Annotated in this window: 15 protein-coding genes; 8 read left to right on the forward strand and 7 right to left on the reverse strand. The window is 73.7% G+C overall.

Annotated elements, in window-relative coordinates; translation table 11 throughout:
- The coding region (locus tag IPL61_23180) for an Hsp33 family molecular chaperone HslO (GenBank protein MBK9034127.1) at positions 1-314 on the forward strand (314 nt) is incomplete at its 5' end.
- Here the strand turns inward: IPL61_23180 and IPL61_23185 are convergent.
- The gene (locus IPL61_23185) at positions 296-994 is read right to left on the reverse strand and encodes a hypothetical protein (GenBank protein ID MBK9034128.1); all 699 of its coding nucleotides are present in this window, start codon (positions 992-994) and stop codon (positions 296-298) included. The two genes, IPL61_23180 and IPL61_23185, sit on opposite strands and share 19 nt — an antisense overlap.
- Between IPL61_23185 and IPL61_23190 the strand changes: the two genes are divergently transcribed.
- Both IPL61_23190 and IPL61_23195 read left to right on the forward strand, forming a co-directional pair.
- A complete protein-coding gene (locus IPL61_23190) occupies positions 927-1,415 on the forward strand; it encodes a HupE/UreJ family protein (GenBank protein MBK9034129.1) in 489 nt (162 codons plus the stop codon). The two genes, IPL61_23185 and IPL61_23190, sit on opposite strands and share 68 nt — an antisense overlap.
- Before the next feature lie 65 nt (positions 1,416-1,480).
- Positions 1,481-2,152, forward strand: a complete 672-nt coding sequence (locus IPL61_23195; protein MBK9034130.1) for a hypothetical protein — start codon at positions 1,481-1,483, stop codon at positions 2,150-2,152.
- A gap of 9 nt (positions 2,153-2,161) precedes the next feature.
- On the opposite strand, the gene IPL61_23200 is transcribed toward IPL61_23195, so the two are convergent.
- Entirely contained in the window at positions 2,162-4,357 is a 2,196-nt protein-coding gene (locus IPL61_23200) for a DUF1501 domain-containing protein (protein MBK9034131.1), read from the reverse strand.
- On the opposite strand from IPL61_23200, the gene IPL61_23205 reads away from it, so the two are divergent.
- Entirely contained in the window at positions 4,338-4,577 is a 240-nt protein-coding gene (locus IPL61_23205; GenBank protein ID MBK9034132.1) for a hypothetical protein, read from the forward strand. The two genes, IPL61_23200 and IPL61_23205, sit on opposite strands and share 20 nt — an antisense overlap.
- 152 nt (positions 4,578-4,729) lie before the next feature.
- On the opposite strand, the gene IPL61_23210 is transcribed toward IPL61_23205, so the two are convergent.
- The 4 genes from IPL61_23210 to IPL61_23225 form a co-directional block, all read right to left on the reverse strand.
- Positions 4,730-5,266 carry a hypothetical protein gene (locus IPL61_23210; protein ID MBK9034133.1) on the reverse strand — a complete coding sequence of 179 codons (537 nt, stop codon included), beginning with the start codon at positions 5,264-5,266 and terminating at the stop codon, positions 4,730-4,732.
- A 479-nt stretch (positions 5,267-5,745) separates the two neighbouring features.
- Positions 5,746-7,368: a hypothetical protein gene (locus tag IPL61_23215; GenBank protein MBK9034134.1), complete on the reverse strand. Its 1,623-nt coding sequence runs from the start codon at positions 7,366-7,368 to the stop codon at positions 5,746-5,748.
- A gap of 313 nt (positions 7,369-7,681) precedes the next feature.
- Complete coding sequence (locus IPL61_23220) at positions 7,682-8,164, reverse strand: hypothetical protein (GenBank protein MBK9034135.1); 483 nt, start codon at positions 8,162-8,164, stop codon at positions 7,682-7,684.
- 2 nt (positions 8,165-8,166) lie between these two features.
- Complete coding sequence (locus IPL61_23225; GenBank protein MBK9034136.1) at positions 8,167-9,156, reverse strand: hypothetical protein; 990 nt, start codon at positions 9,154-9,156, stop codon at positions 8,167-8,169.
- Between the two features lie 123 nt (positions 9,157-9,279).
- On the opposite strand from IPL61_23225, the gene IPL61_23230 reads away from it, so the two are divergent.
- Entirely contained in the window at positions 9,280-12,309 is a 3,030-nt protein-coding gene (locus IPL61_23230; GenBank protein MBK9034137.1) for an EAL domain-containing protein, read from the forward strand.
- A gap of 946 nt (positions 12,310-13,255) precedes the next feature.
- A complete protein-coding gene (locus tag IPL61_23235) occupies positions 13,256-13,708 on the forward strand; it encodes a GNAT family N-acetyltransferase (protein ID MBK9034138.1) in 453 nt (150 codons plus the stop codon).
- Positions 13,709-13,746: 38 nt separating this feature from the next.
- On the opposite strand, the gene IPL61_23240 is transcribed toward IPL61_23235, so the two are convergent.
- Positions 13,747-14,529 (reverse strand): hypothetical protein, encoded by a 783-nt coding sequence (locus IPL61_23240; GenBank protein MBK9034139.1) that lies wholly within the window; start codon positions 14,527-14,529, stop codon positions 13,747-13,749.
- Between the two features lie 412 nt (positions 14,530-14,941).
- Here IPL61_23240 and IPL61_23245 point away from each other — a divergent pair, with 412 nt between their 5' ends.
- Both IPL61_23245 and IPL61_23250 read left to right on the forward strand, forming a co-directional pair.
- Positions 14,942-15,490, forward strand: a complete 549-nt coding sequence (locus IPL61_23245; protein ID MBK9034140.1) for a TIGR00730 family Rossman fold protein — start codon at positions 14,942-14,944, stop codon at positions 15,488-15,490.
- Positions 15,491-15,615: 125 nt separating this feature from the next.
- Positions 15,616-17,412, forward strand: a complete 1,797-nt coding sequence (locus IPL61_23250; protein MBK9034141.1) for a hypothetical protein — start codon at positions 15,616-15,618, stop codon at positions 17,410-17,412.
- The last annotated feature ends 94 nt before the right edge of the window (positions 17,413-17,506 follow it).

The following is a 17,506-nucleotide window of genomic DNA, read 5'->3' on the forward strand; positions in this document are numbered from 1 at the left end:
CGATGACCGACCACCTCGGCGGCCTGGAGCCGATCGGCATCCTGCTCGAGGGCCGCGGCAAGACCGCGCCCGAGCTGGCCAAGGCGGTGTTCGCCGGCTTCGAGTACGCGGACCTGGCGTCGTCCGAGCTGCGCTTCGGCTGCACCTGCAGCGAGGTGCGGGTGATGACGAGCATCCTGACCCTGCCCGACGGCGAGGTCGAGTCGATGCTGGGCGGCGATCCGCTCGAGGTGCGCTGCGACGCCTGCGGCCGGCAGTACCGGATCACGCCCGACGCGCTGCGCGGCTTCCGCGATCAGGCCGCCCGGGCGTGAGGCGCGCGGCGCTGGCGGCGCTGGTGGGGCTGGCGGCGCTGGCCGCCCCCGCCGCCGCGCACCAGGCCTCGGTCACCTACTCGACCGCCACCGTCGACGGCGCCGCGGTCGACTACCGGATCCAGATCGCCGCGGCCGATCTGGCCGAGCCGGCCGGCCTCGACCCGACGGCGCCGATCCGCGTGGCCGAGCTCGACCCCGCGGCGTGGCGGACGATCGCCGGGTACGTCACCGCGCGGATCGGGATCGCCAGCGACGCGGGCCCGTGCGCCGCCGGGCCCGCCACCGCCCGCGCCGACGGCAGCGACGCGCTGATCACGTGGCGCGCCACCTGCGCGCGCCCGCTGGCCACGCTGGCGATCACCTACGACCTGTTCTTCGACCTCGACCCCGGCCACGACGCCGCGCTGCGGGTGATCGTCCCCGGTCAGGCGCCGGCCGACACCATCCTGGTGGTCGACGCCAACCGCTTCGTCTGGGATCTCGCCGAGCCGCCGCCGTCGGGCGCGCTGGCGTTCGTCCGCGCCGGCGTGCACCACGTCGCGACCGGCCTCGATCACGTCGCGTTCGTGCTGGCGCTCTTGATCGCGGTGGTGATCGTCGGCGCCGGCGGTGGCTGGGAGCGGCGCGCGCTGGTCGCGGCGCTGCGCGCGCACCGCGGTGCTGGTGTCGGCGTTCACGATCGCGCACTCGCTGACGCTGATCGCCGCGGCGCTCGGCTGGGTGTCGCTGCCGGCGCAGCTGGTGGAGTGCGCGATCGCGGCGTCGATCGTATGGACGGCCGCGGCGTCGGCGATCCGCCCGGGCGCGCGCGGCGGCTGGGCGGTCGCGTTCGGCTTCGGGCTGATGCACGGCCTCGGCTTCGCGCGCATGCTCACGCCGCTCCTGCCGCCCGGCGACGTGATCGTGCCGCTGCTGTGCTTCAACGTCGGCGTCGAGCTGGCCCAGCTGACGATCGTGGCGGTCGCGTTGCCGGTGACCTGGGCGCTGGCCCGCGCGATCGGCGCCCCGGCCTACCGCCGCTACGCGCGCTGCCGGCGTTCGCCGCGGTGCTCGGCGCGCTGGGCCTGGTGTGGCTCGTCGAGCGGCTGTGCGCGGTGACGCTGCTCGGCCTGTAGCCATCGCCGCGCTGGCGCTCGCCACCGCCGCCGCGCTACCGTCGCGCCATGGCTCGTGCCCGTCGCACCCAGTTCGCCACGCCGCTGGTGATGGTCGTCGCCAGCGCCTGCGGCAGCAGCAAGGCGCCCGATCCCAAGCCCGAGCCGCAGCCGACGGACACGCGACCCCGCTGGACGCTCACGCGCCAAGGTGATCGCTGCACCGCGCTGCAGCAGCGTGACTGCCCCCCTGGCGCATCGTGCAACCCGCCGCCACCGTTCGCGATCGCGTGCGCGGACCTCCCCGAGGGCGCCACCCGCATCGTCGAGCTCAAGCCGGGGCGCTGCGTCGTCGACGGCGGCAACCGCCTGGTGACGTGCCCGGTCGAGCTGCCACCGCCGCCACCACCACCGTCGACCGTCGACGCCGGAGTCGCGGCCGCGGCGAGCGACGCGAGCGCCGCGGTCGCCGTCGCACAGGTCCGCTGGCAGGTCCAGCGCTCGCCCAAGGGCTGCGCCGCGTTCGAGGACGTGTGCAGCCAGGCCAACTTCCCGCCCGGTCAGCCGGTCCCGCCGTGCAACCCGCCGGCGCCGATCAAGATCGAGTGCCCGCCCGACGACGTCGTCGCGATCCGCGAGGTCAGCCCGGGCCGGTGCATGACCCAGGTCAAGGACGACTGCCCGCCCGACGTGAAGTGCAACCCGCCGCCGCCCGAGGACATCGCCTGCCCGAAGCGCTGAGCGCGCCGCTCAATCGCGCGTCGGCTGCTCGCGCGCGCCGGCCGCCACCAGCGCGGCCTTCTCGTCGGTGCTGACCGCGGCGGTGAGCCGGCCGAAGTCGGCGCCCCACACGCCGGTCCACGCGGCGACGCGCTCGACGGTCATCGCGCTGGCGCCGAGCGCGAGCGGGTACACCAGCACCGTGGCCGGGTCCTTGGTGCCGAGCAGGCCGAGGATCTGCGGGACGCTGCGTGCCATGGCCGGTTGAGTACCGCGCCGGTACGACATCGCGACGGCGACCTCAGCGGCTGACGCGGTACTGCGGTGATCGATCAGCGTTCGGTACAGCGCGCCCCAGTCGTAGCCGCCGGCGGCGAACGCGGCGGTCGCCTGCGGCATCCAGGTCAGCGTCTCGTCGGCGGTGAGCTCGCGGCCGAGCAGCGTCTGCGCCAGCGTGCGCACCGCGCACTCGCCGACCTTGGCCTGCTCGGCCGGCTCGTCGACCAGCCCGGCCGGGCCGCGATCGATCGCCATCGCCTCGGCGTCGCTCAGGTACGCGCGCGCCTGGGGCCAGCCCTTCCACGCGGCGAGCTCGTCGGGGTGGGTCGAGTTGCGGTCGGTGATGAAGTACGCGTCGCAGAACGCGCGGCTGCCGGCGGGGGTCGCGGTGGCGCACTCGGCGCGCGCCGCGGTGAAGTCGACGTCGGCCGGCGCCAGGTAGCCGACCTGCGAGGTGTTGCGCCAGCGGCCCCAATGCGCCGCGGCGCGCTCGATCGTGTCGTGGCAGCCGCCGCAGCCGTTGCGGGTGCGCAGGTTGGGATCGGGCAGGCCGGGCGGCTCGGGCGGCAGGCCGCCGGCCGGCGGCAGGAACGGCTCGCAGCGGAACGCGGAGTACCAGCGGTTGACCCGGGCCCGGTTCGACGCGAACCGCAGCATGAAGCCGGCCGTGGTGAGCGCGCCGGCGTGCGCGACGTCGCGCTCGACCGGCATCCAGGTGTCGCGCTCGGCGAACCCCAGCGCCGGCAAGGTGGCCGGCATCCGCCCGTCGTAGCCGATCGCCCCGCCCTGCCGCAGCGCCACCGCCGGCCCCGACAGCTGGCCGTAGAACTGCACCAGCGGGCCGTTCACGAACGACTGCCGGGTCGTGAACGTGTCGAAGTACGAGCCGCGCGCGCGGACCACGCTCTCGAAGATGCGCGGCGCCTCGTCGGCCAGCGCGGCGCGGACCGCCGCGTGGTTGGCGTCGCCGGCGCCGGGCAGACAGTGCCGCAGCCCCGCGCCGCAGCCGCAGCCGGCGTTGATCGTGTACGGCCCGCAGGTCGGCGGCGTCGCGCCGGTGCCGGTGGCCAGCGCCTGGGCGTCGAACGCGCACACCTTCACCGGCGTGGTCGCCCAGTACGGCGTGACCATCACGTAGCCCTCTTGCCGGCACGTGCCGCCGGCGCAGGTGGGATCGGCGAAGGTCGAGATCGGCAGCGGCCGGCCGGCCGCGTCGAACTGGATCTGGGCCTGGTCCAGGCAGGTGACGTCGGGCCGGCCGCGGAACGTCGCGCGCAGGTTGCCGGCGAAGTACAGGTTGGTCGTGGCCTGCCGGGTGATGACGCGCTGGGTGCCGACGACGCTCAGGTCGTCGGGCAGCCCGCCCCAGATCAGGTGGCGGAAGTAGTCGCGCGCGCCGACGAAGAACTCGTCGGTGGTGAACATCGCGTCGATCGCGGCGGCGTCGAGCGCGGGCCGCGCGGCCAGCGCCTGGTACTCCTCGAACGTCGGGATCCGTCCGTAGAGATCGAGCGTCAGCTGCCGCAGCAGGCGGAACTTGTCGGGCGGCGCGTCGGGCGCGCACACCAGCGGCGAGGCGGCGCGGCCGGGCGCGGCGGTGGCGGTGACGGCGACGAGTACGGTGCCAGCGTCGGACGGCGCGCCGGTGGCCAGATCGATCTTCTGGAGCCCGAGGTTGTCGGCGCCGGTCGCGCCGAACACGCCGGGCCGGAGCACGCCGCCGAACACCAGCAGCGAGTTGGCGAACCAGTGATCGCGCCCGCCGCGGCCGTTGAACTTGGGCGTGCGGGCGAACTCCGAGCTGACCAGCACGACGGTGCGCTCGAGGTCGGGGTCGAGCTCGCGCAGATCGGTGATCAGCGCGCCGACCGCGTCGAGCGCGGCCTTGAGCCGGGTCGGGTGCTGGGTGGCCCACTCGGCGCCGTGGGTGTCGAGGCTGGGCGCCATCGTCACGGTCACCGAGGCGGCTGACGCCGACCCGCACCAGCGGCGCCGCCAGCGCGGCGGTCATGCCGACGCTCAGCGGATCGGCGGTGACCGCGTTCGCGGCGAAGCCGAAGCGATCGCGGATCGCGACCATGTCGGCCGAGGCGCGCCGAAATCGAACTGCGCCGACAGGTTCTCGGCCATCAGCCGGCGCAGCCGCCCGCGGCTCGACGCCAGCTGATCGGCGGGGCGCGGCCCCGGTAGTGATCGGAGACGCAGCTCGCGGCCTGGTCCTGCGCGCTGGCCAGCAGCGCCTCGACGTCAGCGCCCAGCGGGGCGCTGGAGCGGCTTGAGCAGCCCCTGGATCTCCGACGCGGCGCAGCGACACCGCGGTCAACCTCGCGCGAGTACGCGGTGTTGTAGCTGGGGAAGCCGACGGTGACGTTGGGCAGGATCCGCTCGGCGGCCAGCTCTGCCGACGGCGGCCGCCGCGGTGGCCAGCGAGCTGCCGCGCACCACGGTGCCGGCCGGCGGGATGAACGAGTTCACGTAGGCGCGGCCGGTGGCGTGGGCGACGGTGTTCATGTTGACGCCGCGGAACACGGTGGCCTTGTCGGCGTGCGGCACCAGCCCGGCCATCGCCGCGCCCCACAGGGTCGGCGTCGACCCGACGGTGACGTCGAGCGGCGTCTGGAACTCGGGCGCGAGCCGGGCGGTGCCGAGGTCGAGCCCGGCGTAGGTGCCGGGCGCTCGAGTGTCGGGGCCTAGCGTCACGTCCCAGCCGCCGTTCAGGTACACGTGGACGAAGCGCAGCGACTCGTCGGGCGTCGCCGCCACCACGTCGCGGATGCGGCGGATGCCGAGCATGGCCGCGCCGAGGCCGAGCCCGCCGCCGAGCAACACGGAGCGTCGAGAGGGATGGAAGGTCATGGGTGCCTCGGGGTGGGCGTGATGGGGCGCATCAATACGTGACGAAGTCGGGGTGGGTGACCAGGCCGATGCACACCGCCTTCCAGCGGGTGGCCATCTCGACGTCGGTGGTCGGTGCCGGCGCGGCCTCGAGCAGCGTTAGCCACGGCGCCAGCCGCGGATCGTCCACCGCGTCGAGCTGCACGCCGAGGAAGCGCAGGAAGAGGTACTGCAGGTTCGCGACGTACTTCGCGTGGTCGCCGCGGTCGGCGGCGCGCGCCTCGCGCATGATCACCGTCGTGGCGGTGGTGCGATCGAGATCGACCGCGCGCCCGCAGGCCTCGCGGCCCGCGTCGTGGACCAGCTTGTCGAACGTCACCGAGAGGTCGGTGCCCTCATCGGTGAGCTCGCCGAAGTCGGGCTTGCCCAGCGCCTCGGCGTAGGTGGCGTAGCGGGTCCAGGCCTGGCCGGTCGCGACCTGCAGCGAGCGCGCGAACTGATCAGCGGTGAGGCGGCGGACCCGCCGGCCCGGCGCAGGGTCGGTGGGCCCGACCGGGTCGCGGTCGGGCGGATCCTCGGCGGCGCTGCCACAAGCGAGCAGGCCGAGCGCGAGCGCGAGCGTGAGTGGACGAACGATCATGGACGCATGCCTCCCTCGATCCAGTCGATGACGATGTCGATCGTGGCGCTGTCGAGCGGCGCCCGCTCGGCGGCATCTCGCCGCGCAAGAGCCGCTCGCGCACCCGACTGGCCTTCTGCCGCCAGCCCTCGTAGGTGGAGAGATCCACGCGGCCGCCGCCGGGGCTGGGGCCGTGGCAACGGCCGCCGGCGCAGCTCGCCTCGAAGATCGGCTGGACGTCGGTGGCCCACGACCGATCGGAGATCTGCAACAGGTTGTAGGCGAGCAGCCGCGACGCGCCGCCGGCACGGATCGTCAGCTGGTGCCAGCCGCCGTCGCCCAGCTCGACGTCGGCCAGCGCGGCCACGCCGTCGACCACCGGCGCCGACGCCACCGCCGCGCCGTCACGCTCGACCGCGACCTCGGCGACGCCGGCCGGCGGCGTGACCCGGAGCTGCGCCACCGACGCCACGCGCGGCTCGTAGGGGCGCAGGCCGTCGACGCGGATCGCCGGCGCCAGCGTCGCCCGGCACACCTGCGCGCCGATCTCGACCCACGCGCCGCCGCCGGCGTCGGGCCAGATCCGGGTCGGCGCGGCAGGCAGGCCGTCGACGATCGCCCACGCGCCGGCGGCCCGGACGAACGTCGTGCCGCCGGCCACCACCCACAGCCGCTCGCCGCCGCTGGCGACGTGAGCGACCGGCCCGGCGGTGAAGCCGACGCCGCGCCACGGCGGCCCGATCGTCAACGCGTCGCCCTGCCGGACCGCCGCGCCGAGCGCGGGCACGATCGCCACCTCGTCGACCGGCCCCGGCAGCGCCTCGGCGCGATCGCGGGTGATCCGCCACAGCGCGCCGTCGCCGGTGGTCAGCCACACGGCGTCGTCGGGGGCGGCGCACGCGCCGTCGACCCGGGCCAGGCCGCGCGCGCCGTCGAAGCCACCGCCGGTCGCCGCGGTCGGCGCCGACCACCTCCACCACAGCCCGGCCGAGCGCTCGAGCAGGCCGCCGGCGGTGGCGATGAACGTGCCGTGCTCGGCGATCGGCGGGCCGCACACCGCGGCGGCCGCGCCCAGCGTGGCCGGCGTCGGCACGAACTCGCGGGCGCCGTCGTCGAGGGTCCACACCTCGCCGCCGACGATCGCCGCGGCGGCGGTGGCGCTGCTCGGGTACAGCGCGGTGGCGTCGTCGATGCGCCACGGCAGATCGTGGCGCGCCCCGGTGGCGGTGAGCACGGTCGTCGTCGCGCCGCGCGCCAACCACAGGTCGCCGTCGGGCGAGTCGCCGCGCACGACCGCGCCGTCAGTCGCCGTGCAGGTCACGGTGGCCGCGACGTGCGCGACGTCGGCGCCGACCACCTCGTCGCCGCCGTCGCCGCCGCACGCGGCGCCCAGCGCGAACGCGGCCGTCGCGAGCGCGCCGGCGATGGGATGATGGAGGCGCAGCTCCGCTGGTGCATGGGGGACCACGCGAGCCAGAGCCGGGGGCGGGCCGAAGTAGCTCACGGCGCGAACGAAAGCACGGTGCGGGCCAATCCCGACGACGATCGCAAGCGCGCGACACCACGCCGGTCGAAACCGATCGGCGTTGCGCCAGCCGGCGTCGCGCCGGTGTCGATCGACCTGAGCCGCCGTGGTCTATCGACCCCGCTCAGATTTCCCTGGCCCGCCCACAGATCTTCGAGGGCCGCCGCGACAGTCGGTGTACCAACGATTCGGTGAGCCCGCGGATCCGACGACCGATCCGCGATGTGCGCTCGCACTCTGCGGGGCCCCACGTCTTGTGGGGGAGGGGCTTTGCGAAAGCCCCTCCAAGATCTCAGCGGCTGTCGCGCACGAACAGCAGGTACTGCTCTTCGAGATCGTCGACCTCCATCGGTCGACCGCAGCGCGGGCAGCGGGTCTCGGGCAGCTTGCCGCCGTTGGCGCGGCAGGCCGCGGTCTCGAACAGCTGATCGATCTGCTCGTCGCACTCGCTGCACACCATCGGCGCGAAGAACGACACCAGCGCGCCGTGGCCGAGGAAGCCCGAGACCATGTTGCACTGATCGACCACTGGCGGCGGGCACTGGACGAAGGTCAGCCGGGCCGACTGCGGCACCTTGCGGACCGCGTCGATCCAGGTGCGGACGCCGAACGAGTTGATCCGGCGGACCGCGCGCAGGTTGACCTCGATCGGGCGCTCGCCCAGCGTGGTCAGCGGCGTCAGGTCGGCGTTCTCGTCGATGATCCCGGCGATCGAGACCAGGTCGAGGTCGTCGCCGGCGACGATCTCGATCGCGAAGGTCGGACGCGCGGCCACGCTCAGGCGCCTCCCGGGGCGGCCGTCGGGTCCTGGATGAAGATGTGGAACGACTTGGCCTGCTGGCGGAAGCGCTTCATCGACAGCCGGAGATCGATCAGGCAGATGACCTCGGTCCGGCGCCCAGGCTCGACGTTGATCACGAACTTCGACAGCGACTGGAACACCCGGTACAGGCCGATGCCGGCGCCGCCCGAGGCCTCGGACAGCTGCTCGGGGCCCTTCACCAGGCAGCGGTTCAGGTAGCTGACGACGGTCTCCTGGGTCAGCGCGCCGAACGGATCGATCTGCGCGATCGCGATGTAGTCGCCGTCGCACGCGAACTCGAGGGTGCCGACCTCGTCGTCGGCCAGCTCGACCGGCTCGCGCCGGGACAGCCGCGCGTACTTGGGCTCGCCGCTCGTGGTCCGCGGGGCGTTGTAGATCGCGTTGGTGACCAGCTCATCGGCCACGGTCTCGACCAGCTCGACCACGCGCTCGTTGCACCCCAGCGCCTGGGCGTAGGTCGCGACCTCCTGCAGGTAGTCGAGCTTCTTGCGCGAGTCCCGGATCTCGATCCGGTAGGGCTCGACCCCCCACAGCAGGTACTTGCCGAGGCCGAACAGGTCCTGGCGCAGCAGCTTCTCGGCGGTGATGATCAGCTCGTCCGGCTCGATCGGCTCCTCGTTCTTGGCGATGATGTTGCGCAAGAACGGCCGCGTCGCCATCAGCGGCAGCGTCGCCTCGGTCGGCGCGGTCGCGTGCAGCACCAGCTTGGTGCCGGGGTAGCGCGCGTCGAACTGCTCGAGCCGCTCGGTCCAGCGCGGGTCGTCCCGCAGCGGCGGATCGTACGAGAGCATCATCAGGTCCCAGCGCTCGCTGTCCATCGCGGCCAGGACCGCCTCGCAGTCCGGCGCCGAGACGATGTCCGACCCGGTGGCCGCCAGGGCCCGCTCGGCGACGCGCCGGGCGCGCGCGTCGGGATCGAAGAACAAGATTCGCTTGCCGCGCATGAACTCTCGGAAAGAATCCTACCAGAATTCGCGCGCGCCTCGCGCCAGCGGCGCTGATCTCGACGGCGCGCACGTTCGCGCTTGCGCACCGCCCCGGCCCCTCCTCTATAATCGCCAGCGACATTGGCAGTATCTGACGATCCTCGCCCGACGCTTGAGGGAGCGTCCGACCCGGCTTCGACCGCGCCCGCGCGCCCGGTCATCCTGTGCGTCGACGACGAGCCCCACAACCTCGATCTGATCGATCGCGCCCTGCGGCGGCGGTTCGACGTGATCACCGAGGCCATGCCGGCGGCGGCGCTGGTCGCGCTCGAGCACCGGGCCGAGATCGCGGTGATCGTCGTCGACTTCCGGATGCCGGGCATGAACGGCGTCGAGCTCCTGGCCCGCGCCGCGCAGCTCCGCCCCGACGTCCGGCGCGTGCTGGTCACCGGCTACGCCGACGCCGACACCGTCATGGCCGCGGTCAACAACGGCGGCGTCCACTACGTCGTCCGCAAGCCGTGGCGGCCGCCCGAGCTGGTGACGCTGATCGCCGAGCTGGTCCACGCGCGCGACCTGGCGGTCGAGAACGCCCGCCTGGTCGAGGAGCTGCGCGACGCCAACGATCGCCTGCTCCTGCGCGAGCGCCAGCTGGTGCGCTCGCTCGAGAGCCAGGGCGCCGAGTTCGGCCAGACCGCGGCCCAGCTCGAGCGGGTGTCCGAGCAGCTCGCGACGGTGTCCTTCCGCGACGCCCTGACCGGGCTCTACAACCACGGCATCTTCCAGGAGCGGCTGCGCGAGGAGGTCGCGCGGGCCCAGCGCGGCGGCTCGACGCTCGCGCTCTTGCTGATCGACGTCGACGGCTTCGCCCAGGTGAACCACGCGCTCGGCTACCAGGCCGGCGACGGGATCCTGCGCCGGGTCGCCGAGCTGCTCACCGTCGGCGACTCGCCCGGACGGGTCCGGGGCAGCGACATCGCCGCGCGCTTCGGCGGCGAGGAGTTCGCGCTGATCCTGCCCGAGGCCAGCAAGGCCGGCGCGATCGCCAAGGCCAACCGCATCCGCGAGACCGTGGCGTCGGCGGATCTGGTCCGGGCCTGGGCCCGCGAGACCGGTGTGGTCGACGCCGGCGCCGACCGCGGGCTGACCGTGACCGTCGGCGTCGCCGCCATGCCCGACGACGCGACCGCGCCCGACGCGCTCCTGTCGGCGGCCGAGGCCGCGCTGCGGGCGGCCAAGTCGTCGGCCCGCGCCGACGGCGGCCGCGGCCGGGTCCACTTCCTCGCCGCCGACGGCAGCAGCCAGGCCGCGACGCTGGTGGCCGCGCCCGAGGCGCCGACCGACGCGTTCCGCGCCTACCACGACCGCATGAACGAGGTGATCGCGATCCTGCAGCGCGATCGGGCGATGAGCTGCCTGTACGTCGACCTGGCCCAGCTCGAGCGCGTCCGCGTCGAGCTCGGCGTCGCGTCCCACGCCGAGCTGTACGAGCGCGCCGGGCACGTCCTCGACCGGCTGCGCGGCCCGCTCCTGCGGCCCGGCGATCTGATCTGCCGCTCGAGCGACGACGACGCCTACGTGTGCCTGCTGTCGCCGCGCGACGCCAACCAGGTCGATCTCGAGCGCCTGGCCACCGCGGTGGCCGAGGCGGTGGCGGCGGCGCTGGCGCCGTCGGTGCGCGAGCTGCTCCGCGACGAGCCGCGGGTCCACGTCGGCTCGGCCCGGGTGCTGTCGAACCCGATGCTGCGCCACGAACGCCTGGTCGCCCGGCTGGTCAGCGAGGCCGCCTCGGCGGCGCGGCTGGCGCGCGAGCGCGGCGCGCTGCGCGACAAGGCGGTGCTGCAGGACATCATCCTCGGCGACGCCCTGGTCGCGGTGTACCAGCCGATCGTCTCGATCGAGACCGGCGAGATCTTCGGCCACGAGGCCCTGACCCGCGGCCCGCGCGGCACGCGGATGGAGTCGCCGGCGACGCTGTTCGCGGTCGCCGACGAGGTCGACCTGACCTTCGAGCTCGACCGCGCGTGCTTCCGCGGCGCCCTGCGGCGGGCGGTCGGCCTCGAGCCGATCCACCGGCTGTTCGTCAACCTGCTGCCGCTGTCGTTCTACGACGCCAGCTTCATCGAGCTCGAGGTCAGCCACCTGCTGGCCGCGGCGACGCTGACCCCGGCCCACATCGTCTTCGAGATCAGCGAGCGGCTGGCGATCGAGAACTTCGCCGCGTTCCGCCGCGCGCTGGCGATCTACACCAGCATGGGTTTCGGGGTGGCGATCGACGACGTCGGCACCCGCCACTCGAACCTCGAGACGGTGATGGCGCTGCGGCCGCACTTCATCAAGATCAGCGACGTGCTGACCCGCGGCGTGGCCCGGTCGACGGTCAAGCGCGAGATGTTGCGGTCGCTGGCCCACATCGCCGACGCGATCGACGCGGTGATCGTGGCCGAGGGCATCGAGACGATCGACGACCTCGTGGCGCTCCGCGAGCTCGGCATCCGCTACGGCCAGGGCTTCTACATGGCCCGCCCGGGCCCGCCGTTCCCGCGGATCAAGGCCAGCGTGCGGCGCGCGATCCAGGCCATCGGCGAGCGCCCGGCGCCGCCGCTGCCGGCCCCGCCGGCCTCGTTCGATCCCGACGACGGCGAGGACGGCGAGGACGACGACAGCGGCGATCTCGACGGTGATCTCGAGTCGGCGGTCGCGCGCGGCTCGGGCGAGGTCCGGCTCCCGAGCGCGGGCGACGGCGCCGCCCACACCCAGCCCCTGGTCGAGGCCCTGCGGCCCCTCGTCGCCCCCAATGACGCCGCCGCGGTCGAACCGATCGACGACGCCGACCGGGAGCCGGGCGAGGACACCCAGCCTCACCGGACGCCCGGCTGGCGCGAGCGGCGGGCCGCGGCCAGCGCGCCGCCCAGCCAGCGGCCCCTGATCGAGAGCTTGCGCCAGCGCGACGACGAGGTGCCCCCGGTGGTCGAGAATCCCCCCCAAGGGTGGGCTAAACTAGCCACGCGGCCTGCCGCCGCCGGGGAATCATGGACAAGGCGACCTTCCACAAGCTCCTTGCGTTCGGCATCGAGCGCGGCGTCTCGGACATCCACTTCGAGGTCGGCTACCCGCCCCACTATCGCCTGCACGGCGAGCTGCTCGGCGCGATCAAGGTCGCGCCGCTGACCGCCAGCGACACCGAGTCGATCGCGCGGCTGATCCTCGACGAGCGCTCGACCTCGATCGACTTCACGCGCCGGTTCGGCGAGATCGACGTGTCGTACGCGCTGGCCACGCGCGGCCGGTTCCGCGCGTCGATCTTCCGCCAGCGCGGCTCGGTCGGGATCGTGATGCGCCTGATCCCGGTGCAGGTGCAGTCGATCGATCAGCTCAACCTGCCGCCGGTGCTGGCCGAGATCGCCGACACGCGCCGCGGGCTGATCCTCGTCACCGGCGCGACCGGCAACGGCAAGACCACGTCGATCGCGGCGATGCTGCGCTACATCAACGACACCCGCCACGCGCACATCATCACGATCGAGGATCCGATCGAGTTCCTGCACGAGCCCGGCAAGTGCATGATCATCCAGCGCGAGGTCGGGGCCGACACCGAGAACTTCCGGGACGCGCTGGTCGCGGCGATGCGCCAGGATCCCGACGTGATCATGGTCGGCGAGATCCGCGATCGCGAGACCGCCGCGACCTGCCTCAAGGCGGCCGAGACCGGCCACCTGGTGATCTCGGCGATCCACACGCCCGACGCGGTCTCGACGATCCAGCGCTACGTCGGCCTGTTCGAGCCCGACGCCCAGGACGTGATCCGCGAGCGCCTCGGCGACTGCCTCCAGGCGGTGGTGTCGCTGCGCCTGCTCGTCGCCAAGGAGGGCCGCAAGCGCCTGCCCGCGGTCGAGATCCTGCGGGTCACCCGCACGATCCGCGAGTGCATCCGCGGCTCGGGCCGGCTCAACGACATCCCCGAGATGATCCGCAAGGGCCGCGACCTGTACTCGATGCAGCTGTTCGATCAGCACCTGCTCGATCTGGTCAACACCGGGCTGATCTCGATGGAGACCGCGATCTACGCCGCGTCGAACCCCGAGGAGCTCGAGCGGTCGCTGCGGATCGAGTAGCCATGACGACCTGGCGCTGCGAACCGTGGTCGCACCTGACCACCGACGAGCTCTACCGGATCCTGGCGCTGCGGCAGGAGGTGTTCGTCGTCGAGCAGGCCTGCCCATACCAGGATCTCGACGGCCGCGATCGCAGCGCCTACCACCTGTGGACCGACGCCAGCGACGGCGCGCGCGTGCTCGCCTACGCGCGGCTGTTCGGCCCCGGGGTCCGCTACGCCGAGGCCTGCATCGGGCGGGTCGTGACCGCGTCGGAGGTCCGGCGCAGCGGGCTCGGGCGCGCGCTCATGGCCGAGGCCATCGCTCGCCTGACCACCGATCACGGCCCGGTCGCGATCCGGATCGGCGCGCAGCGCTACCTCGAGCAGTTCTACCGCGACGCCGGGTTCGCGACGGTGTCGCCCGAGTACCTCGAGGACGGCATCCCGCACGTCGAGATGGTGCGGTCGGCGTAGGCGTCGGCCGCCGGCGCGCTCAGCGCACGCGCGGTGCCTCAGCCCCGGGCCTTCTTGCCGACGAGCGTCCACGCGATCGCGGCGCCGGCCATCGCCAGGAGCCCGCAGCCGACCCCGATGATCGCGAAGCCGGCGGCCGCCTTGTCGTCGTCGCCGGCGCTGGTGCCCGGCAGCTCGCGCAGCAACAGGTAGAAGCCCATGACCCCGGCCACGACGCCGAGCAGCGTCGCCACCAGCAACCGCCGCGGCGCCGAGGCCCCGACGGTCAGCCCGGTCAGGACCGAGCCCAGGGCCATCGCGCCGAAGAACAGCCCGGCCAGCGCGTCGTCGTCGGTCGCGCCGTGGGCCGCCCCGCCGACGAGCACCACCATGGCCACGATGCACGCGCCCAGCGCCGCGATCGCGATGTACACGGCCCACACCAGCGGGCTCGAGGAGTGTCCCGACCACAGCCGCTCGGCGCCGATCGCGCCGACGATCGCGCCGACCGCCGCGGCCGCCGCGGCGTAGCCCACGGTCTTGACGATCGCGTCCTTGGCGACGTGCCACAGGAGCTCGCCGATGCCGGTCCCGAGGAAGACGCCGACGAGGGTCGCGATCACCAGCACCGCGCCCAGCGCCGGCTCGATCACGGTCGAGCCGCGGCTGGCCCGGGCGGCGATGACGCCGCCGATCGCCCCGCCGAGGAACAGGACCCCGTACAGGCCGAGCTCGCTGGTCAGCTTGAGCTGGCCGGCCGCGAGCAGGCCGATGGCGATGCCCCCGGCGACCAGGAAGTAGCTGAGCAACACCGACGAGATCGAGAACCGCGATGAGGACATCGACCGATCCTACCCTCAGCGCTTGTAACTTTTTCGGTCGAGCACCGGTCGACGCGCCGGGAGTTTCGCGTCCTGGGTGGGGGCCCTCATCGGGGCTTGCCCCCGATGGGGGAGGGTTCGGCGACGACCCTCTGAAACTCAGCGGCGCCGGCCCGACCTCAGCGCGGTCTCAACTCGCGCGCGGATCTCGAGGTGCGGCGGCGCCGGCGCGCCGGCGGCACCGGCGCGCGGGGGAAAGCGATCGCGCGCACCGGCGGCCCCGACGCGTGCGCGATCAGGACATCGCGCACCGGCGCGTGCGCGACCAGCAGCGCGCGCGCCAGGGGGCCGGGCGCGTGCGCGGCCCGGCGATCGCGCACGACGGCGCCACGCGGCGGTCACCGCCGGCGAGCCCTGGGAGTAGAGTGCCGCCGTGCCCAGCATCTGTGTGTTCCTGGCCGGCAGCGTTGGCAACGATCCGATCTACGTCGAGGCCGCCCGCGCGACCGGCGCCGCGCTCGCCGCCCGCGGCTGGCCGCTGGTCTACGGCGGCGCCCACCGCGGCCTGATGGGCGCGCTGGCCGACGCGTGCCTGGCCGCCGGCGGCGAGGTCATCGGCGTCCTGCCGCGCGACCTCGAGGCCCGCGAGCAGGCGCACCGCGGCCTGACCCGCCTCGAGCTGGTCGACTCGATGGCCGAGCGCAAGGATCGCATGATGGCGTACGCCGACGGGTTCCTGACCTTGCCCGGCGGCTTCGGCACGCTCGACGAGCTGTTCGAGGTGCTGACCGCGGCCCAGCTCGGCTACCACGCCAAGCCGATCGCGGTCGCCGACGTCGGCGGCTACTACACGCCGCTGGTGGCGTGGCTCGACGGCGCGGCCGGGGCCGGGCTGCTCGCCGGCGCGCACCGGTCGTTGATCTCGGCCCACCCGACCCCGAGCGCCGCGCTCGACGCGCTCGGCCGCGCCCTCGGCGCCTGATCGGCCCGCCAAAAATCTGAGGCCGGTGTACCCTCGCGGTCACGGTCCTCGCAGCCGCGCGTCGACAAGTGCCTAGATCTGCGCACGCGACCCGCTGGCCGAGGTCTTGCTCGGAGGCGCCCCTGATGTCCTTGCCACGTCCGCTCTCCCTCGCCGCGCTCGCCCTCGCCAGCCTCACCCTCGGCACGCTCGCCTGCGGCGGCGGCGGCGAGCAGACCGTGGACGCCCGCGTGATCGACGCCGCGCCGCCGATCGACGCGCCGATGCTGCCGCCGTTCCGCAACCCGGTCGACCTCGCCGACCTGCCGCTGGCGCAGATGGCGGTCGCGCGCCTGGGCGTCGGCCCGCGCGACGCCTGTGACACCTGCCACGCGTTGACCCGCGAGCGCTTCCAGTCGTGGCTGACCGAGACCCGCGCCGCCGACGCGTGCATCCCCGCGACGACGCCGACGACGCCGGCCGAGGGGGTCGCGATCCTCGAGTGCCTGCGCGACGCGACCACCGGCCAGTGGGCGCCGGGCAAGCTCGGCATCTACACCACCGCCGCCGGGCTCGAGTACTTCTACGGCGTGGTCCAGCTGGCCTACGGCGGCAGCTTCGCGTCGGAGTGGATCACCTGGGCGGCGCGCATGCCGATGCCGCGCGGGGGCCAGCCGCTCCTGTCCCAGGCCGAGTTCGACATCGTCGCCGAGTGGTTCGCGCGCGGCCTGCCCGAGCTCGAGACGGTCGTGCCCGCGAACCCGGATCCGCCCGGCTGCACGCAGATGATCGGCGCCGAGGTCGGCGCCCACGTCGCCGCGATGCAGACCGACGGCTGGGCCGCGCGCAACAGCGACGCCGGCATCCTGATGCTCGGCTGCGCCGGCGCCACCGCGCCCGGCGAGTGCCTGAGCACGTTCCCGCTGGCCTCGACCCAGAGCTACGCGACCGGCTGGTCGGCCGCCGCGCCGACCACGACGCTGCGCCTGCTCCACACCTATCCGTACGCGTCGAGCTACTGGACCCGGTCGTCGGCCGACGGCCGGTTCGTCGCCCACGGCGGCGGCGCCGGCAGCGGCGCGACGATCATCGATCTCCAGGACAACCGGCGCATCCCGGCGGCGGCGAACTACGACCCCGGGTTCTTCCCCGACAACACCGGCTTCGTGATCCAGGGCGGCGCCAAGGCCTGGTGCCGGCAGTCGCTGCTCACCAGCAACCCGGCCCAGGTCACGTTCAACGAGCCGCAGTGCTCGGACGTCGCGGTGGTGGGCCTGTACCAGCACGTCGGCGCCGCCGCGGGCGGCGACTACTGGACCGTCAACGGCCAGTTCGTCAGCGACAACGCCGGCGGCGAGCCCCCGGCCTGGTTCGACGCCGGCTCGACCGACTACCTGACGCCGATGCTCTGGAACGGCACGGCCTACAGCGCGCGCGCGCACATCGCGGTCGGGGCGCCGTTCATGGGCGACACGATCATCTCGCCGTCGGCGAAGCTCCTGCTCAGCCGCGTCGCCGGATCGGGCAACTCCCAGAACGGGTTCATGCTGAAGAAGCTGGTCGCGACCCCGAGCGGCTCGACCTACACGATCACCACCCCGGAGGTCGGGCGCTACTGCGTCAACGGAGGCAAGCCGGCCTTCAGCTACGACGAGCGCTGGCTGGTCTATCACCACTGGGTCCAGGCCGGCGACTGGCAGGCCATGGGCTACGCCAGCGCCAGCGATCCCGAGTTCACGGCGCTGCTCGGCGCGTCGACCGCGAACGTGTTCTTGCTCGACATCACCACCGGGGTCTCGCGCCGGATCACCAGCATGGCCCCGGGCCAGGAGGCGCTGTTCCCGCACTTCCGCAGCGACGGCTGGATCTACTTCATCGTCAAGCACGCGACCGGCGGCGAGGTCGTCGTCGCCAGCGACGCCGCGCTGGTGTTCGGCACCTGAAGACCCCACTGGCGGGGGCCGCGCGCTGAGCGTCGGACGCCCGCCGACGTGTCGCACACGTCCGCACACCGATTGAGGCGGGAGGGCAGCATCG

The organism is Myxococcales bacterium (assembly GCA_016717005.1).
In the GTDB taxonomy this organism is placed as follows: domain Bacteria; phylum Myxococcota_A; class Polyangia; order Haliangiales; family Haliangiaceae; genus UBA2376.

Bases quoted from the DNA above. Each gene is read 5' to 3' on its own strand.
- IPL61_23195 (MBK9034130.1), top strand. From the start codon at position 1,481: ATGGCTCGTGCCCGTCGCACCCAGTTCGCCACGCCGCTGGTGATGGTC.
- IPL61_23250 (MBK9034141.1), top strand. From the start codon at position 15,616: ATGTCCTTGCCACGTCCGCTCTCCCTCGCCGCGCTCGCCCTCGCCAGC.
- IPL61_23235 (MBK9034138.1), top strand. From the start codon at position 13,256: ATGACGACCTGGCGCTGCGAACCGTGGTCGCACCTGACCACCGACGAG.
- IPL61_23200 (MBK9034131.1), bottom strand. From the start codon at position 4,357: ATGGCGCCCAGCCTCGACACCCACGGCGCCGAGTGGGCCACCCAGCAC.
- IPL61_23225 (MBK9034136.1), bottom strand. From the start codon at position 9,156: ATGCGCGGCAAGCGAATCTTGTTCTTCGATCCCGACGCGCGCGCCCGG.
- IPL61_23240 (MBK9034139.1), bottom strand. From the start codon at position 14,529: ATGTCCTCATCGCGGTTCTCGATCTCGTCGGTGTTGCTCAGCTACTTC.
- IPL61_23210 (MBK9034133.1), bottom strand. From the start codon at position 5,266: ATGACCTTCCATCCCTCTCGACGCTCCGTGTTGCTCGGCGGCGGGCTC.